Annotated in this window: 17 protein-coding genes and 1 rRNA gene; 5 read left to right on the plus strand and 13 right to left on the minus strand. The window is 32.5% G+C overall.

The window, feature by feature from the left end:
- Positions 1–5: 5 nt before the first annotated feature.
- Positions 6–1,376: an aminopeptidase gene (locus tag SPJ17_RS00820; protein WP_321091810.1), complete on the plus strand. Its 1,371-nt coding sequence runs from the start codon at positions 6–8 to the stop codon at positions 1,374–1,376.
- 83 nt (positions 1,377–1,459) lie between these two features.
- Here SPJ17_RS00820 and udk read toward each other — a convergent pair whose 3' ends face one another.
- From udk to SPJ17_RS00840, 4 genes are read right to left on the minus strand one after another with little or no spacing between them, the layout of a single operon-like run.
- On the minus strand, positions 1,460–2,083 hold the full coding sequence (udk, locus tag SPJ17_RS00825) for a uridine kinase (RefSeq protein ID WP_321091812.1): 624 nt from the start codon (positions 2,081–2,083) through the stop codon (positions 1,460–1,462).
- Positions 2,084–2,092: 9 nt separating this feature from the next.
- Positions 2,093–2,740: a leucine-rich repeat domain-containing protein gene (locus tag SPJ17_RS00830; RefSeq protein ID WP_321091815.1), complete on the minus strand. Its 648-nt coding sequence runs from the start codon at positions 2,738–2,740 to the stop codon at positions 2,093–2,095.
- The gene (locus tag SPJ17_RS00835; RefSeq protein ID WP_321091818.1) at positions 2,740–3,603 is read right to left on the minus strand and encodes an RluA family pseudouridine synthase; all 864 of its coding nucleotides are present in this window, start codon (positions 3,601–3,603) and stop codon (positions 2,740–2,742) included. The genes SPJ17_RS00830 and SPJ17_RS00835 overlap by 1 nt, the downstream gene beginning before the upstream one ends.
- Complete coding sequence (locus tag SPJ17_RS00840) at positions 3,581–4,213, minus strand: epoxyqueuosine reductase QueH (RefSeq protein ID WP_321091821.1); 633 nt, start codon at positions 4,211–4,213, stop codon at positions 3,581–3,583. The genes SPJ17_RS00835 and SPJ17_RS00840 overlap by 23 nt, the downstream gene beginning before the upstream one ends.
- 136 nt (positions 4,214–4,349) lie before the next feature.
- On the opposite strand from SPJ17_RS00840, the gene SPJ17_RS00845 reads away from it, so the two are divergent.
- From SPJ17_RS00845 to aguB, 4 genes are all read left to right on the plus strand, one after another.
- Positions 4,350–4,850, plus strand: coding sequence for a CarD family transcriptional regulator (locus tag SPJ17_RS00845; protein WP_321091823.1), 501 nt, complete (start codon positions 4,350–4,352; stop codon positions 4,848–4,850).
- Positions 4,851–5,013: 163 nt separating this feature from the next.
- The gene (locus SPJ17_RS00850) at positions 5,014–6,507 is read left to right on the plus strand and encodes an aminotransferase class I/II-fold pyridoxal phosphate-dependent enzyme (RefSeq protein WP_321091826.1); all 1,494 of its coding nucleotides are present in this window, start codon (positions 5,014–5,016) and stop codon (positions 6,505–6,507) included.
- Positions 6,500–7,576, plus strand: a complete 1,077-nt coding sequence (locus SPJ17_RS00855) for an agmatine deiminase family protein (RefSeq protein ID WP_321091828.1) — start codon at positions 6,500–6,502, stop codon at positions 7,574–7,576. The genes SPJ17_RS00850 and SPJ17_RS00855 overlap by 8 nt, the downstream gene beginning before the upstream one ends.
- 11 nt (positions 7,577–7,587) lie before the next feature.
- The gene (aguB, locus tag SPJ17_RS00860; protein ID WP_321091830.1) at positions 7,588–8,454 is read left to right on the plus strand and encodes an N-carbamoylputrescine amidase; all 867 of its coding nucleotides are present in this window, start codon (positions 7,588–7,590) and stop codon (positions 8,452–8,454) included.
- Positions 8,455–8,536: 82 nt separating this feature from the next.
- Here aguB and SPJ17_RS00865 read toward each other — a convergent pair whose 3' ends face one another.
- The 9 genes from SPJ17_RS00865 to rrf all read right to left on the minus strand — a co-directional run bounded on the left by SPJ17_RS00865 (position 8,537) and on the right by rrf (position 16,364).
- The gene (locus SPJ17_RS00865) at positions 8,537–9,040 is read right to left on the minus strand and encodes a flavin reductase (protein WP_321091832.1); all 504 of its coding nucleotides are present in this window, start codon (positions 9,038–9,040) and stop codon (positions 8,537–8,539) included.
- A 1-nt stretch (position 9,041) separates the two neighbouring features.
- Positions 9,042–9,671 (minus strand): zinc ribbon domain-containing protein, encoded by a 630-nt coding sequence (locus SPJ17_RS00870; RefSeq protein ID WP_321091834.1) that lies wholly within the window; start codon positions 9,669–9,671, stop codon positions 9,042–9,044.
- A gap of 3 nt (positions 9,672–9,674) precedes the next feature.
- A complete protein-coding gene (locus SPJ17_RS00875; RefSeq protein ID WP_321091836.1) occupies positions 9,675–10,454 on the minus strand; it encodes a CPBP family intramembrane glutamic endopeptidase in 780 nt (259 codons plus the stop codon).
- A gap of 87 nt (positions 10,455–10,541) precedes the next feature.
- The gene (locus tag SPJ17_RS00880; RefSeq protein ID WP_321091838.1) at positions 10,542–11,840 is read right to left on the minus strand and encodes a hypothetical protein; all 1,299 of its coding nucleotides are present in this window, start codon (positions 11,838–11,840) and stop codon (positions 10,542–10,544) included.
- Positions 11,841–11,887: 47 nt separating this feature from the next.
- On the minus strand, positions 11,888–13,282 hold the full coding sequence (locus tag SPJ17_RS00885) for an SPFH domain-containing protein (protein ID WP_321091841.1): 1,395 nt from the start codon (positions 13,280–13,282) through the stop codon (positions 11,888–11,890).
- A gap of 118 nt (positions 13,283–13,400) precedes the next feature.
- Positions 13,401–14,195 (minus strand): ABC-2 family transporter protein, encoded by a 795-nt coding sequence (locus SPJ17_RS00890; protein ID WP_321091843.1) that lies wholly within the window; start codon positions 14,193–14,195, stop codon positions 13,401–13,403.
- Positions 14,196–14,197: 2 nt separating this feature from the next.
- On the minus strand, positions 14,198–15,028 hold the full coding sequence (locus tag SPJ17_RS00895; RefSeq protein ID WP_321091845.1) for an ABC-2 family transporter protein: 831 nt from the start codon (positions 15,026–15,028) through the stop codon (positions 14,198–14,200).
- Positions 15,022–16,011 (minus strand): ATP-binding cassette domain-containing protein, encoded by a 990-nt coding sequence (locus SPJ17_RS00900; RefSeq protein WP_321091848.1) that lies wholly within the window; start codon positions 16,009–16,011, stop codon positions 15,022–15,024. Before SPJ17_RS00900 ends, SPJ17_RS00895 begins: the two co-directional genes overlap by 7 nt.
- Positions 16,012–16,251: 240 nt before the next feature.
- Positions 16,252–16,364: ribosomal RNA gene (rrf, locus tag SPJ17_RS00905) — 5S ribosomal RNA — on the minus strand.
- Between the last annotated feature and the right edge of the window lie 16 nt (positions 16,365–16,380).

The following is a 16,380-nucleotide window of genomic DNA, read 5'->3' on the forward strand; positions in this document are numbered from 1 at the left end:
TATATATGTACGCAAAAAATGCCTGGGAAAAATATGATGGCGAAAAGCTTTCTGAATTAATGAAATTCAACGAGGAATATAAAGAATTTTTATCTTTATGTAAAACAGAAAGAGAGGCTGTTCAATTCAGTGTTGAATTAGCAGAAAAATATGGATTTAAGGAATTAAGTGAATTTGAAACATTAAAGCCTGGTGATAAGGTATATGCAACAAATAGAGAAAAGAATATTTGTGTATTTATCATAGGTGAGGAGCCACTTGAAAATGGTTTAAATGTTTTAGGTGCTCACATTGATTCTCCAAGATTAGATATTAAACAAAATCCATTATATGAAAAGAATGGATTTGCTATGCTAGATACACACTACTATGGTGGTATCGTAAAGTATCAATGGGTTGCAAGAAATCTTGCGATTCATGGTGTTGTATGCAAAAAGGATGGTATCACAGTTGAGGTTAATATTGGTGAGGATGATACAGATCCTGTATTATGTATCACAGATTTATTGCCACACCTAGCACAAGATAAACTATCTAAGCCTGCAGCTAAGACAGTTGATGGAGAGGATTTAGATTTAACGATTGGTCATATGCCTATTCAGGGTGAGGAAAAGGATCAGGTTAAGGCAAATATCTTAAAGCTATTAAAGGATAAATATGATATCGAGGAGGAAGATTTTATATCTGCAGAATTAGAAATCGTCCCTGCAGGTCCTGCAAGAGATTTAGGGCTTGATCGCTCTATGATTATTGGCTATGGTCATGACGATAGAGTATGTGCATATACATCCTTACGTGCAATCTTAGACTCTTCTACTTCTAAAAGAACCATTTGTGCTTATTTAGTGGATAAGGAAGAGGTTGGCTCTATAGGTGCAACCGGTGCAGAGTCCAAGTGGTATTCTCTTGTTATCGCTGAAATGATTGCAAAGGAAGGAAGCTATAATGATTTAAAGCTAAGACGTGCAATGTCTAATACTAGAATGCTTTCTAGTGACGTTTCTGCTGGCTATGATCCACTTTACCCTTCTGTATTTGAGGCTAAGAATGCTGCATACTTAGGTAACGGTATTACCTTCAATAAATACACAGGCGCAAGAGGTAAATCTGGATGCAACGATACTTCTGCTGAATTCGTAAGAGATGTACGTAAGGTAATGGATGATAATGATATTAACTATCAAACGGCAGAGCTTGGTAGAATTGATGTTGGTGGAGGTGGAACTATCGCCTACATCATGGGTAACCAAAACATGCATGTAATGGATGCTGGTGTACCTGTATTATCTATGCATGCTCCATGCGAGGTTGTATCTAAGGTGGATGTTTATGAGGCTTATTTAGCTTATAAGGCATTCGTAAAGGATATTAAGTAAGGGAAGATATTAAGAAAAGCGACAAAAATTTCTTGTCGCTTTTTTCTTTTGCTCTTAATTTCCAATAAAGGATTACATTTATTCTAACGAATTATATCTTTAATCTTGGTAGATAGAATATCTATTGCTATATCATGCTTTGTATCATTAGGAATAATAATATCTGCAAATCTTTTTGTAGGAACTACATACGCCTCATACATTGGTTTAACTGTTGTTAAATATTGGCTAATTACATTATCCAATGTTCTTCCGCGCTCCTCCATATCTCTTTTTAATCTTCTGATGAAACGAACATCTGCATCCGATTCAACGAAGATTTGGATATCCGCTAAGGCTCTTATATCCGGATCATATAATGCCAAAATACCTTCGATGATGATAACCTTTGCAGGGTTAATTTTAATGCTTTTTGTTTTATCTCTATTATGATTAGCAAAATCATAAACAGGACAATCAATATTTCTATTATCCATAAGTGCACGAATATGCATTTTTAATAGATCCATATCGATAGCATCTGGATGGTCATAATTAATTCTCTTTCTTTCCTCGAATGTTAATTCATCCCTTTGCTTATAATAATTATCCATACAGATTACAGATACATCCTTATTTTGAAAGGATTTAATAATCTTATCTACTACCGTCGTTTTACCACTTGCAGTACCACCTGCAATTAAAATTAAAATTGGCTTTCGTTCCATGATGCCCTCCTAATAATATTTTACATAATCTAAAGATTTTAAATAAGCATTGCTTGATAAGCTTAATGGTACATTTAATACCTCTAACCCAGAGCGATTAAATGCATGATCATAGATGTTATATACACTCTTTGGAATTTGTAATTCTTTAAGGCTTGTACATCCACCAAAGGCATAGCTTCCAATGGATTCTACTCCCATATTTAGGGTAACCTCATTAAGTGATCTACATTCAAAAAATGCACTACCTCCAATATTTTTAGCCTCTAATTCTATTTTTTCTAAGGAAAAATCTAATGCGAAGGCATTCTTCTCTATTATACTTGCATACCTTATAGATATTTCTTTTAGGTTTTCACATTCCGAAAAGGATAGTCTACCTATAAATCGGATATTTTCTTCCTTTTCAAAGGTAATTCTTTCTAGGTTATGATGTCTATAGAATGCTCTTGTAGAAAATCCTACAACATTCATACCCTTATAGCTACTTGGAATTTCATATTCCTTATTATCTCCATAAGCATAGGACACTAAATATCCGTTATATTCTTCATTATAGATATATTCTAATCTTGGTATAGAATAATAAATCGCAAAGATAATACCTATTACAATAGGGATTAATGGCAATAATAAAAATAATAATTTTCTTTTCATTAGGATTCCTCCTTAATGAGCCTTTTCATATCAAAAGGCACATCACAAATAAAGGATCTCATCTCTTTTGAATATGGGTCAATAAATTCTATTTTATAGCTATGTAAAGCAACTCTTTTTATTCTATTTTGTTGCCCTCCATATAATAAATCTCCAAGTAACGGATTACCATAATGAGACATGTGAAGCCTTATTTGATGGGTTCTTCCGGTCTCTAGAATGACCTTAACTAAGGAATAACCCTTATATTTATATAATACTCTAAAATTCGTGATAGCTTCCTTACCATTTTTGGAAACTACCATTTTTGAATTCTCATGCCTATTTGTACCTATTGGATAGGTTAATCTTCCATATTCCTCCTTAGGATATCCTAAAACTAAGCATCTATATTCTCTTTTAATATCATGCGTAGAAATATAATAGTTCATATAGGCATGCGTGAGCATATCCTTACAGTATACGATGATACCTGTAGTATCTCTATCTAGCCTATGCGCATATTTTATACTTAAATGATAGCCCATTTTTTTATAATATCCAGCGACATAATTCGATAATGTTTCTTCATCCTCTGAATGAATGATAACTCCAGATGGCTTGTTGACGATTAGGAAATATTCATTTTCAAAAACAATATCTAAATCCTTATCTATAGGCTTTAGATCAATTTCTTCATCATAATCTATAGATACAATATCATCCTTTTTAAGCTTATAACCTTCATTTTTTACCTCACCATTGACAAAGACACATTTATTCTGAAATAGCTTATAAATCTTTGTTTTTGACAAATAAAAGGATAATAAATATTCTCTTAAGGAAGAATCTTTATGAACCTTATAATTGAATCTTGTTTTCATTTTTCTTCTTGTCCTCCATTTCTTTAATGGAGTATTTACATCCACAATAATCCTGTCTATATAATCCATATTCCTTAGATAATTCTATAGAATGCTTGTATCCATTTTCCTTTTTAAAATCAGAATATAGATATTGGATGCCATATTTTATAGCCAAATTATTTCCTATTTCATTAATCCACCTAGAAATCTTATAAGGAGATATCGATAGGGTTGTTGTAAAATAATCATAGCCTTCCATTTTACATTTTATTGCAGTTTTTTCTAATCTTTCCAAATAGCATTGATAGCATCTAGTGCTTTTCTCACCTAAGGACTCGAATCCTTCTACTGCCTTATTGTAGTCCTCTGGATTATATCCACTAGATAATACCTTAACAGGGAAGGGTAGCTTTGATGTAAAGCTTTCTATTTCATTTAATCTTAAGTCAAATTCTTCCTTTGGATAGATATTATCATTCGAATAATAAATGGTAATATCAAAATATTTTTCCAATAAAAAAAGACAATGACTTGAGCATGGAGCGCAGCATGCATGAAGCAATAATCTAGGCTTTGTATTTAAATTTTCTATGAATTTTTTGAAATCATTATAGTTATCTATCCTCATGTTTTCACCACTCCTTAATCATTATATAACAACCCAAAATAAAACAAAATATTTCATTTTAAAAAAAATTAGATTTTTTATTGATTTGGTGTTATAATTAGAGTATAATAAGTACTTTTTGGAAGGAGTGAGAAAAATGTATAGTGTAGGGAATATTGTAATTTATACCCTTTATGGAATTTGTACAATCACTGAAGAAACGGAACGATTCTTCAATGGGGTTAATACAAAATATTTTGTTTTGGTACCATTAAGTGATACAAAAACAAAAATTACAGTACCCGCAGAAAACCCTATTACGCTATCTAGAATTCATTCCTTACTTCCTTCAAATGAAATTGAAGCTATTATTGAAGAGATTCCATTTTTAGAAACGATTTGGATTGAAAATGACAATCAAAGAAAGAAAGAATTCGGAGATATTATTAAAGCAGGCAATAGAAAAGAAATCTTACAGATGATGAAAAGCATCCATACACATGCTTTAGGATTAAAGAATAAAGGTAGAAAGCTTCATGTATCTGATGAGCAATGCATGAGAGATGGAGAAAAGCTTATTTTAGATGAATTTTCCTATGTTTTAGGCAAGGATAGAATACTTCTTGCTAGCGAAATTAAAAACAAATTTAGCGCTTAAAAGATTATCGAGAAAGATAATCTTTTTTTCTGCTTCTCTTTTGTATAAAATAATATTCAAAAAATAGTTAAAACATATTGATTTTTCCGAATTTTAATCTATAATTACTTTGTTTATTATACATGATATAGATATTTTTAATATCTATGGGAAGGAATTTAAAATGGATCAGAATAAAACTCCTTTTTTAGATGCATTAAAGTCATATATCAAGGATGGAATATCTCCTTTTGATGTTCCAGGACACCATATGGGTAATGCAGAAAATGATTTTAAGGATTTTGTGGGTGAATTAACCTATACTGCGGATGTCAACGCACCAAGAGGGCTTGACAATCTAAATCACCCTAGTGGAGTCATTCGTGAGGCTTTAGCACTAACTGCAGATTGCTATAACGCAGATGAGGCCTTCTTTTTAATCAATGGTACCTCAAGTGGAATACTTGCTATGATTATGGCAACCGTTAAGGCTCATGAGGAAATCATTTTACCAAGAAATGTACATAAATCTGTAATTAATGCGTTAATTATTGCCGGAGCAATTCCTGTTTTTGTAATGCCTTCCTTTGATAAGAATTTGGAAATATCCAATCAGCCTAGAATCGTAGATTATGAAAATGCCATTAAAAAGCATCCAAATGCAAAGGCAATCTTTGTAATTAATCCTACCTATTTTGGTGCAGTAAATGATTTGATGGAATTATCTAAGCTTGCCCATAAGAATGGTATGCTATGTCTTGCGGATGAGGCACATGGTGCTCATTTAGGATTCACTAAGAATTTACCAATTTCTGCGATGGATGCAGGCTTTGATTTATCTGCCGTATCGATGCATAAGACTGCTGGTGCATTGACACAAGCATCTATCTTACTTAGAAAGGGAAATAGGGTCAGCCATTATGATATATTTAAGGCTTTAATGGTTGTCAATACTACTTCTCCTTCGAATTTACTTATTGCCTCCTTAGATAGCGCAAGAAAATATATGGCTATTCATGGTAAGGATAAACTGGATGAAATTCTTCTGCTTGGTGATTACGCTAGAGATGAAATCAATAAGATTCCAGGATTTAAGGCAAGAGGTAATGATTATTTTATTGGCAATGGTGAATATGCATACGATAATACAAAGCTTGTTATTGAGCTTGAAAGCTTAACGATAAATGGATTTGAATTATATAACATTTTAAGAGATGAATACAATGTACAAATGGAGCTAGCTGAGCAATATGTTATTTTAGGTATTTTAGCCATTGGTACAAAAAAGCTTCATTTAGATAATCTGATTGCTGCATTAAAGGATATATCTACGAAATATTATGTTTCTGATAGAACCTACCCGAAATATCATTATGATTCCCCATTCCCTAAGATGGTAATGCGTCCGAGAGTTGCATACCAAGCACCACTAAAAAGAGTTCCTTTAGATGATGCTTTAGGATTAATTTCAAAGGAATCTATTATGATTTACCCTCCAGGAATTCCTCTAATTATTCCAGGAGAGGTATTCGATCAATCCATTATTGATCGCATTAAGCAATATAAAAAGACCAACGCAACAGTATTGATGGATTATGATGATTTAACGGTTTCTACTGTTGATTATGATCAATATTTAGCAAATAGAGGTGCAGTGGAGGATAAATTCGATGACTAATCCAAAAAAGGATAACTTTATATTTCCCTTTGAAGGCCTAAAGCATGAAGGAACCATTATTCTTCTTCCTTATAGGGAGGATACTTGGGAGGATAAAGGGTTAAAGGCATTTGACGAATTCAAAAATATAATATCTAAAATAGCGCATCATGAGCATGTATATGTCATAAAAAGCCCTAAGGTTTCCTATGATATTTCTTCCTTACATATGGAAAATGTATCGATACATGAGCTAGATTATGATGATTCCTGGGCAAGAGATAATACCTTAATCTTTTTAAAAAAGGATAACTCTATTCGAGCTGTTGATTTTGGCTTCAATGCTTGGGGTGGTAAGATTGATGGCTTATACTCCTCTTGGGAGGATGATAATCTCTTAGGGGAAAAGCTTGCAAATATGCTAAATATAGAATTTTATAGCGATAAGGATTTTATATTAGAGGGTGGTTCTATCCATACAAACGGGTTTAAAACATTACTTACTACAGAAGCATGCTTACTATCTAAAGGTAGAAATGCTAATTTGAGTAAAATAGAAATTGAAAATCATTTAAAGGAAATGCTAAATATTGATAAGGTATTATGGATTCCTCATGGAATATATAATGATGAAACTAATGAGCATGTAGATAATATGGCTTGCTTCTTAGATGAAAATACTATTTTACTTGCCTCAAGTAAGGATAAAGAGGATATTCAATATAAATGGAGTATGGAAGCTAAGAAGATATTAGAAAATGAAACTACCGCATTAGGTAATAAAATTAATGTAATTTTAGTAAATATTCCAAATCCATATTTAAGATTAACTAAGGATGAGGCTTTAAAAATAAAGCCTATTGATGGAGCAAAGCCAAGGCTTGAGGGGGATAGGCTTGCAGCCTCCTATGTAAATTTCTATATGGGTAATGATTTTATCATTCTTCCAAAATTTAATGTTAAGGAAGATCAAGAAGCATATGATATATTAAATAATTTCTATAAAGGAAGTAAGAAAATATATCAAATTGAATCAAGAAATATATTAGTATCTGGTGGTAATATCCACTGTATAACTATGCAAATTTAAAGGAGAATATCATGAAAGTAACTGTTGCTGCTACACAAATGTCCATTACATGGGATATTGAAAACAATATTAAAAAGGCGGATTTAATGATTGAGAAGGCTGCTAAAGCTGGCGCTAATATTATTCTATTACAGGAATTATTTGAGGCACCTTATTTTTGCCAAAAGGAAAATTATGATTATTTTAAATTAGCTTATGAATTTAAAGATAATCCATACATTAAGCATTTTAGTGAAATTGCTAAGAAATATAATGTTGTATTACCTCTATCCTTCTTTGAAAGAGCTGGTAATGTATTCTATAACAGCTTAGCTATGATTGATGCTGATGGTACAGTTTTAGGCTTATATAGAAAGAGCCATATACCTACTGGAGAATGCTATGAGGAAAAATTCTATTTCACTCCAGGAGATACAGGATTTAAGGTGTTTAAAACAAAATATGGTAGAGTTGGAGCAGCGATTTGCTGGGACCAGTGGTTCCCTGAGACTGCAAGAATTCTTGCACTAAAGGGTGCAGAAATGCTATTCTACCCAACTGCAATTGGCTCTGAGCCTGTTTTACCTAAGGATTCAAAGGAGCATTGGCAAAATACAATGTGTGGCCATGCTGCAGCAAATATTATGCCCGTAATTGCATCCAATAGAATTGGTACTGAGGTTGAAGGAGATTCCTCTATGACCTTCTTCGGCTCTTCCTTTATTGCGAATGAGGAAGGAAATAAGGTAGAGGAATTAAATAGGACTGAGGAAGGATTTATTCTTCATACCTTTGATTTAGATGAAATTGAAAAGAAAAGATATTCTTGGGGTGTATTTAGAGACAGAAGGGTAGATTTATATTCTCCTATTCTAAAACATGATGATTCAAATAATTAATCTATAGAAAAAGTGGTTATCTCGAAATTTGAGATAACCACTTTTTAATAGATTTTCTTTATCAAATAAAGATGTCTTCACATTATTTTTCCATGCATTTTAAAACTTCACATACATACATAGTATGCATATCCTTAGTTGGATAAAATCTATCCATAACAGAGGCTGGAATTCCTTCCTCTTTAATTTCTGTCTGATAAATTACCTTAAGTAAGAATACAGTATCTGCTTCCTTAATATAGTAAGTATTTGTATCAGAATCATATTTTGGAGTTAATCCAGTATTTTCAAATTTATTGATAGTTCTTCCACTTAAAGAACCAAATACACCCTTAGCCTTTTTGTATTCGTCTGATAAAAAAGAAATAGAAATAGATTTAGAATCTTCTAGGAATTCATGAGTATATCTAGAATGTCTTACAAAGATATAAGCAACGGGCTTATGCCAAAGGATTCCAAGACCACCCCAGGATACAGTCATACCATTAAATCCTGTATTTTTATCTCCTGCAACAATAATTCCCCATGTATCATTAATTTCTGTAAATACATTTTTCTTATAATCTTTGAAATTAAATTCTTTCATTTTAAGCACCTACAATCTTTGATCTATATATAAAGCATAAAATGGAAAATGCTAATGCAATTACAGCAACTACTACAGCAATTATACCAAATATCATTCCTTTTTTATTTTTACTTTTATTCGATGCAACTAAGCCAATAATACCTAAAACAGAACCCATTAGCATCGCTAAGAATAAATATATCCCTGTAGATGTTAAAACCTGGGCTGCATCTTCAAGATAAACATCATATCCAATAATGCCAGTATTATATTGACTATTCAGTAAGAAAATATTAAAGAAATAGTTTAGTGCTGAATGGATGGATAAAGCAGAGGAACCGATAGTTCCAATTAAGCTTGACACAAAGGATCTTCTTCTTAAAAGAGTCTCCTGCTGCCTTTTTTGTTCCTCAGGGTCTACTTGATATCCATAATAGCCACCATAAATATAGCTTGTTTGTTTAGGTTCCTCTTTAAAGGTATCCTTTTCTTCCTTTGGTTCTTCTTGAGTAATCTCTTCTGCCTCAAAAGGATTTGAATTTTCTTCCTCTTTAGCATCAAAGATATCCTCAAGATCTACCTTTGTTCCACAAACATGACAAAAGTTCGCATTATTTTGTAATATGCTTCCACAATTTTTACAATACATAATTTAAAACCCCCTAGATAATACTAAAATAACAGCAATAAGATTATTCAACATATGAGCTGCAATAGATGCATATACGTTATAACCTGAAATATGATATACAAAGCATAATAAACCGCCACATAAAGCATATGGAACTAGTTGTAAAAACCAAATACCTACTCTCGATGAAGAGGAGAGCATATGAGGTAAGGAAAATAATACAATAGACGTTACATATGCTAAAGGAAGATTAAACTGTCTCATAACACTAAATATTGCTTTTCTATAAATCATTTCCTCAACAATAGGTGCAAAGAGTACGGTAGAAAGAATCATAGGTATTCTTGCATCTGAAATTAATAGGGAAACTATAGTAGATTGATTGTCCGATTCAGGAATCCCTAGACCGAATAAATAATCGATAAGTATAGCGACACCTGCAAAGGATACTGCAAGAATTGGAATCAAAATAAAGGATTTCTTCTTGTTTTCCATTAAGGAATTATAATCTGTTATAAAATCATTTCTCATCCATAGAATAATTGCAGCAAGGGAAATGAAATAGCCCAAGAAATTACCATAGCCTTGTCCAACGATTTGACAATCCATAATCTCTTTTGTAGCATTACTATTGTCAAAGAAGCTACTTGCTACAGCATTGGCATCAAGTCCTCTTGAAGAAGCAACAATCATACTAATCAATATGGATAATAATGTTGAGCCAATAAAAACCATAAAGACATATACAATTGCAGCTTTTAGCTTACTTGGTGAAGTAAAGCCTCTTTTTTCTCTTTCCATTTCATACACCCCATGAAAAATTATACCATTTTATAGTATGTTTTGAAACAAGAAAAAAAGAAAACGCAGGAAAAACCTGCATAATCCTTATTTCTTTGAGTTTGAAGATGAAATTTTAGTACATGTAACTTTTTTGTATAAATAGATATCTTTTCTTCTATCGATTCTCAAGCTACCTGGTTTTTCATAATGTGCCGCTCCGTATTGGAAGCGAACATTTTTCATCTTTCTACGCCATAAAATCATAATCGCAATTGCGATAATTAAGCCAACACCAATGCCTACAAATAAAGGTATTTCAAATCCTTCTGCACTTATGGCAAATGCAATACCAAAAATTGCTCCACCAAAAATAAGCCAGAATAATAATAGGAATAATGCAAACTTTAATGGAGAAACTGGAAGATTTCCAGCAATTTTGCCTGATTCACCATTTACTGCAAAATAGAAAGGATTATCCTTCCATTTTGTATGTAATAGCCATACTGGATATAAAGCATATCTTGCTTCCGTATTAGAGAATTGTAAAATAGATTCTGTTACCTTTAGGGTATCATATCCATGAATATCTCTTCTAAATGCTGCTTCAGTACCCTGTCTAAATCTAGTAGTAGCTCTACCAAAGGTTTCTTCCTTTGAGACATCATATCGATCGGCTGAATATCCTGCTAAATATGCAGCATTAAATTCTTCTGCTTGATTGAAATCAAATGGTTCAATAGATTCCATTAATTGATCTTCCATCTTCTTTGAGCCATCGACAGGAACATGAGTAAATCCGATACCACCATCGCGAACTACAGAATAATGCTTAACTTCCTTATATCTATAATCACCAGATGTCCATGTTCTTGTTTTTGTACCTTCAAATCTTACTCTACCATTAACATCAGCATCAAAAATCCAGAATGGAACATATAAGGATTTAACCTCTTGAATCGTGTTTGTTTTAGCAAAAGAGCTTGGTAATAAAGGTCTCCTTCTGATGAATTTTTTTAGTGCATTCTCAGCAAAAACCTTATCTCTTTTAAAAGGAATAATGTAATTTGGTTTTAAATCTCCACTTAATTCCCTAGAAACTACTAAATTATTTCCACAATATGGACAACTTGTTGATGATGTTGTTTCCTCACAAATGATTTCACCGCCACAGGAATTACAAGAATAAATCTTCATCCCTTTAACTTCATCATTTGTATAGGCTTGAATTTTTGACTCATCCCAGGAAGTATCTTCTTTTCCATTTTCTTCAATATCATCTGTATATTCCTTTAAATCCTCAGCTGTAAAATCTGTATCACAATATGGACAGACAATATTTTGAGATTGATTATCAAAATTTAACGCCCCACCGCAACAAGGACATTTAAATTCTAAATTAGCCATAACATACCTCTCTAATAAAAAAGCCTTTTTTAGAGGCTTTTTATATTTTATTGCTTATCCTTTTCATCGAATAAATCGCCACATTCAGGGCAGAATTTAGGTGGATTTGTTGGGTCCTTTGGCTCCCATCCACACTTATCACATTTATACTTTGGAGTTCCTGCTGGTTTTGGTTTACCACAGTTTGCACAGAATTTACCCTTATTTAATGTACCACAAGAGCAAGTCCAGCCATCAGCCTGTGGTTTTGGAGTACCACATTCAGGGCAGAATTTACCTGTTGCATGTGCTCCGCACTTAGGGCAAGTCCAGCCGTCAGATTGTGGCTTTGGTGTGCCACATTCAGGGCAGAATTTACCTGTTGTAGTCTTTCCACAGTTCGGACAAGTCCAACCACCCTGAGGTGCTTGCCTCTCCTGCTGTGCTTGTTGCTGCTGATTCATATTATAGAATCCTTGAGCATTCATTCCACCAACATTTGCAGCCATATTTAATCCATAGAATCCCATAGCTGCACCATTTGCGTTACCTGCAGCTGCCTTCATAGCTTCAGCCTGAGCCTCAACTAATGTAGCACCAGCCATACCTGGGTTTCTTGCAAGAACATTCTTTCTCTGTAATTCCTTAATTAATTCTTCATCTTCCTTAGGTAATGTTACAGAGCCTAAGGCGATAGAAACAATTTCAAGACCTCTATGATCTCTCCATTTTTCCGTTAAGGCATCGTTCATAGCCTCACATAATTCAGGAATATGTGCAACAATCTGATTTGGTCTCATTTCCATTGCGGAAAGCTTACCAAAGGCAGGCTGTAAAGCACTGATAAATTCAGTCTTTAGCTGACTATCTATATTGTTTCTTGTATAATCTTTTTCAATATTACCACAAACATTTTGATAGAAAAGGATTGGGTTAGTAATCTTGTAAGAGAATACACCATTACATCTTACAGAAACATCAATATCTAAACCAACATTATTGTCTACAACACGGAATGGAACTGGATTGGCAGTACCAAATTTATTGTCCATTAATTCCTTTGTGTTAAAATAATACACTCTTTGGTCATGACCTGCATCACCACCATAAGTAAAACGTCTACCAATAGTTTTAAAGAAACCTCCGATTCTTTCGCCGAAGGAACCAGCAAATACAGAAGTTTCAGTAGACTTATCAAAAATATATCCACCTGGCTCTGCAGCAAATTCTACAATCATACCATCGTCAACAACAACCATACATTGTCCATCAGCAACGGCAATCCTTGAACCATTTGAAATAATGTTTTCACTACCTCTAGTATTTGAAGATCTCCAGCTTGTCTTCTTTGTACCCTTAGATACTAAAACATCTGCAGGTAAAGACTCGCAATAGAAATACTCCTTCCACTGGTCAGCAAATGTACTATTTAATGAGCCAACAAAGGCTTTAATTAAACCCATATTAAAATACCTCCATACAATTTTATAACAATTATAGAATAATTTCATTATGATTTCAATAATGCATAGCATTATTAAAGAAATTTAAAGTGAAAATGCAAAAAAGCCAAGATTTCTCTTAGCTTCCTGTTGATTCATATTTTCTTTCATTTAGCTTCCATACAAGTACAGATATTACTGCAAACACTATTGCAGCACCTATAATCCATAACATTAATAAATATGGATTATATGAATTGAAATATACTGTATCTACTGGTAGTGAAATAAATACACCAAATGGTATTGCAAATAATAACATATTCTTAATAATATTTGGGAATATAGATATTGGATATTTAACATAATCCATAAAATTATATACTACTTGAACTAATGGTCCACTTCTTTTCATTGTAAATGAGAAGGATGTTGTAAGTATTTTTAAGGATGTAATAATGATTGCACCAAAAATACTTGCAACTATAAATAATAATACCATAGAGAATGTAACTTGTACTTCTGACATTATTCCACATATTACAAGCATCACTGTACCAACGATTAATTCACCAAAAGCATCTGGCTGGAAGGTTTCTGATAGTACTTGGAATAAGACTGGAATAGGTCTTAAGAAATACATATCTAAATCTCCATTTCTTACTCTAAAGTAGGCAAGTCTCCAGAGCTCATCTGTAAACATATGGTCAATTCCTCTTGGAATCATTACAAAGCCATATAAAAAACCAACCTGCCAAATACTCCATCCATTTAAAGATGGTATAGAATTAACAATAAAATATATACTTGCAATAGATGCGGCATTTTCAATGAAAAAGCCCATCATTGCAATGAAGGTATCCTTTTTATATTCCATACGAGATATAAAGGATCTTTTCATATAGGAAAAATATAAATGAATGTAGCGTAACATTTCTATCCTCCCTGTACCGTAATTTTTTTGCTAGCATGATTAAATAATAGCTTAGCAAAAATATTTAATAAGATTAACCAGCATAAAGAAAATCCTACATAGTGGATAGATTTTAATACATCTACCTTACCAATTAGAATTAAAACTGGATAATAAGATATACCTGCAAAAGGAAGATACCCTATAATTGTACCAAAGATACCTGGGAAGAATGCAAGGGGTAATAATCTACCACATAAAAAGCTAACGATTACTTCTTTAGCTTGATTAATTCCCCAACCAGATGAGGTGTAAAAGCATAATACACCACAAATATAAGATATCGTATCATTTAATAAATTTGCAATAACCTGAGCTAATATAAATAAAGCAATAGAAATTAAAAGGCTTACAGGAGTAAAGCTTATAAATCCAATGGATGCAAATACAATAAATGCGATAATAAATCCAGGAATTCCTATCATTAAATTTACTGCAAATAAATTACCTAAGTTTTCAGATAATAATCTTAAACGATAGGATATTGGCTTTGTGAAAGCCAAATCTATCGTTCCTTTTTTAATATCCTCATTAATAATAAATAAGGTATCTCCACCTAGTGTTGCAAAGCCAAAAATATTTACAAACACAGTATAGACAATCATTTCTTTAAATGTAAATCCATTAATTATAGAATCCATTCCATCAGGGCTATTTTGATATACTGCAACCCATAAGAATACTACACAAAGGATTTGTAATATAGAAATGAATAGCCATGTGAAGATTGCGGATTTGTACGCAAAAGCGTTCATCGCACCCGCTTTCAAGAAGGGCTTATACTTTCTTAACATTTTTCTGCCTCCGCAAGTAAGTTCTTTACAACATCCTCAATGGAGATTTCAGAAATTTTTAAATCTAATGCCCCTAACTCATGGAAGCAATAATCTATTACTTCTTTAATATCTAACTTATCCGCATTAAACTGTAATACAATAGAATCTTCATTTATAGAATATTCTACTTTATTATCAAAAGTATTTAAGTCATCTAGATTATAAAGTTCTTTTGTTTTTATCATTAATGTTCTTAAATCACCAAAACGATATTTAATATCTTTTAGTGGTCCATCATAAATGATATTCCCTTTTTCAATCATAATTACACGACTACATAAATCTTCTACATCCTGCATATCATGAGTAGTTAGGATTACTGTAGTATGATATTTTTGATTCATTGTTTTAATAGCTTTTCTTATTTTCTCTTTAACTAATACATCAAGACCAATGGTAGGCTCATCTAAGAATAAAATTTTAGGATTATGTAGCCAGCTTGCTGCTAGATCCGCTCTCATCCTTTGACCTAGGGATAGTGTTCTTACTGGTTGATTCATAAATTCAGCTAACCCTAAAGTTTCACTTAGGAATTCTAATCTTTCTTTATAATCACTATCACTAACCTGGTATACATCCTTTAATACCTTAAAGCTTTCAATTAAAGGAATATCCCACCAAAGCTGTGTCTTTTGGCCAAAGACAACTCCAATCTTTGATGCTACTTGCTTTCTTTTCTTATTCGGTTCAATACCATCAATTAAAACATTACCACTCGTTGGGGTTAAAATACCACACATCATTTTAATGGAGGTTGATTTACCTGCTCCATTAGAACCAATGTAGCCAACAATTTCACCATCATGAATAGTAAAATTTATATGATTGACAGCAATCTTAGTTTCATATTTTCTTGAAAACAAGGTCTTAAACATACCAAATACGCCTTCTTTACGTATTGGCTTTTTGAATTCCTTTGTTAAATCTTTAACTTCAATCATAACATCACCCCATTTTTACAATTTGTATTCATTATAACAAACTATGTTTCTTATTAAAAGAACAATATTCTTTCTTTAATATACTATTTGCTATAATGGAGGAAGTTTAAGGAGAGTTATATGTACAATTTTTTCACTCCTACTTAATACAAGTATATACTATTAGTAATAATAAATAGAGTTTTAAATTTACTAATAAAACAAAAAAAACACCACTAGGGTGTTTAAATCAAAGAGAGAGCCTGGCAGCTTCCTACTCTCGCACGATCGAACGTACTACCATCGGCGTAAAAGTGCTTAACTTCTGTGTTCGGGATGGGAACAGGTGTGTCCACTTTGCCATCGCCACCAGACCTTTTCTTTGAAAAT

This window comes from Anaeroplasma sp. (assembly GCF_034179385.1).
Taxonomy (GTDB): Bacteria; Bacillota_I; Bacilli_A; order Acholeplasmatales; family Anaeroplasmataceae; genus Anaeroplasma.

Coding starts and splice junctions, on each gene's coding strand:
- SPJ17_RS00865 (WP_321091832.1), bottom strand. CDS start 9,040: ATGAAAGAATTTAATTTCAAAGATTATAAGAAAAATGTATTTACAGAA.
- SPJ17_RS00870 (WP_321091834.1), bottom strand. CDS start 9,671: ATGTATTGTAAAAATTGTGGAAGCATATTACAAAATAATGCGAACTTT.
- SPJ17_RS00830 (WP_321091815.1), bottom strand. CDS start 2,740: ATGAAAAGAAAATTATTATTTTTATTATTGCCATTAATCCCTATTGTA.
- SPJ17_RS00850 (WP_321091826.1), top strand. CDS start 5,014: ATGGATCAGAATAAAACTCCTTTTTTAGATGCATTAAAGTCATATATC.
- aguB (WP_321091830.1), top strand. CDS start 7,588: ATGAAAGTAACTGTTGCTGCTACACAAATGTCCATTACATGGGATATT.
- SPJ17_RS00845 (WP_321091823.1), top strand. CDS start 4,350: ATGTATAGTGTAGGGAATATTGTAATTTATACCCTTTATGGAATTTGT.
- SPJ17_RS00890 (WP_321091843.1), bottom strand. CDS start 14,195: ATGTTACGCTACATTCATTTATATTTTTCCTATATGAAAAGATCCTTT.
- SPJ17_RS00895 (WP_321091845.1), bottom strand. CDS start 15,028: ATGTTAAGAAAGTATAAGCCCTTCTTGAAAGCGGGTGCGATGAACGCT.
- udk (WP_321091812.1), bottom strand. CDS start 2,083: ATGGAACGAAAGCCAATTTTAATTTTAATTGCAGGTGGTACTGCAAGT.
- SPJ17_RS00880 (WP_321091838.1), bottom strand. CDS start 11,840: ATGGCTAATTTAGAATTTAAATGTCCTTGTTGCGGTGGGGCGTTAAAT.
- SPJ17_RS00855 (WP_321091828.1), top strand. CDS start 6,500: ATGACTAATCCAAAAAAGGATAACTTTATATTTCCCTTTGAAGGCCTA.
- SPJ17_RS00820 (WP_321091810.1), top strand. CDS start 6: ATGTACGCAAAAAATGCCTGGGAAAAATATGATGGCGAAAAGCTTTCT.
- SPJ17_RS00875 (WP_321091836.1), bottom strand. CDS start 10,454: ATGGAAAGAGAAAAAAGAGGCTTTACTTCACCAAGTAAGCTAAAAGCT.
- SPJ17_RS00885 (WP_321091841.1), bottom strand. CDS start 13,282: ATGGGTTTAATTAAAGCCTTTGTTGGCTCATTAAATAGTACATTTGCT.
- SPJ17_RS00840 (WP_321091821.1), bottom strand. CDS start 4,213: ATGAGGATAGATAACTATAATGATTTCAAAAAATTCATAGAAAATTTA.
- SPJ17_RS00900 (WP_321091848.1), bottom strand. CDS start 16,011: ATGATTGAAGTTAAAGATTTAACAAAGGAATTCAAAAAGCCAATACGT.
- SPJ17_RS00835 (WP_321091818.1), bottom strand. CDS start 3,603: ATGAAAACAAGATTCAATTATAAGGTTCATAAAGATTCTTCCTTAAGA.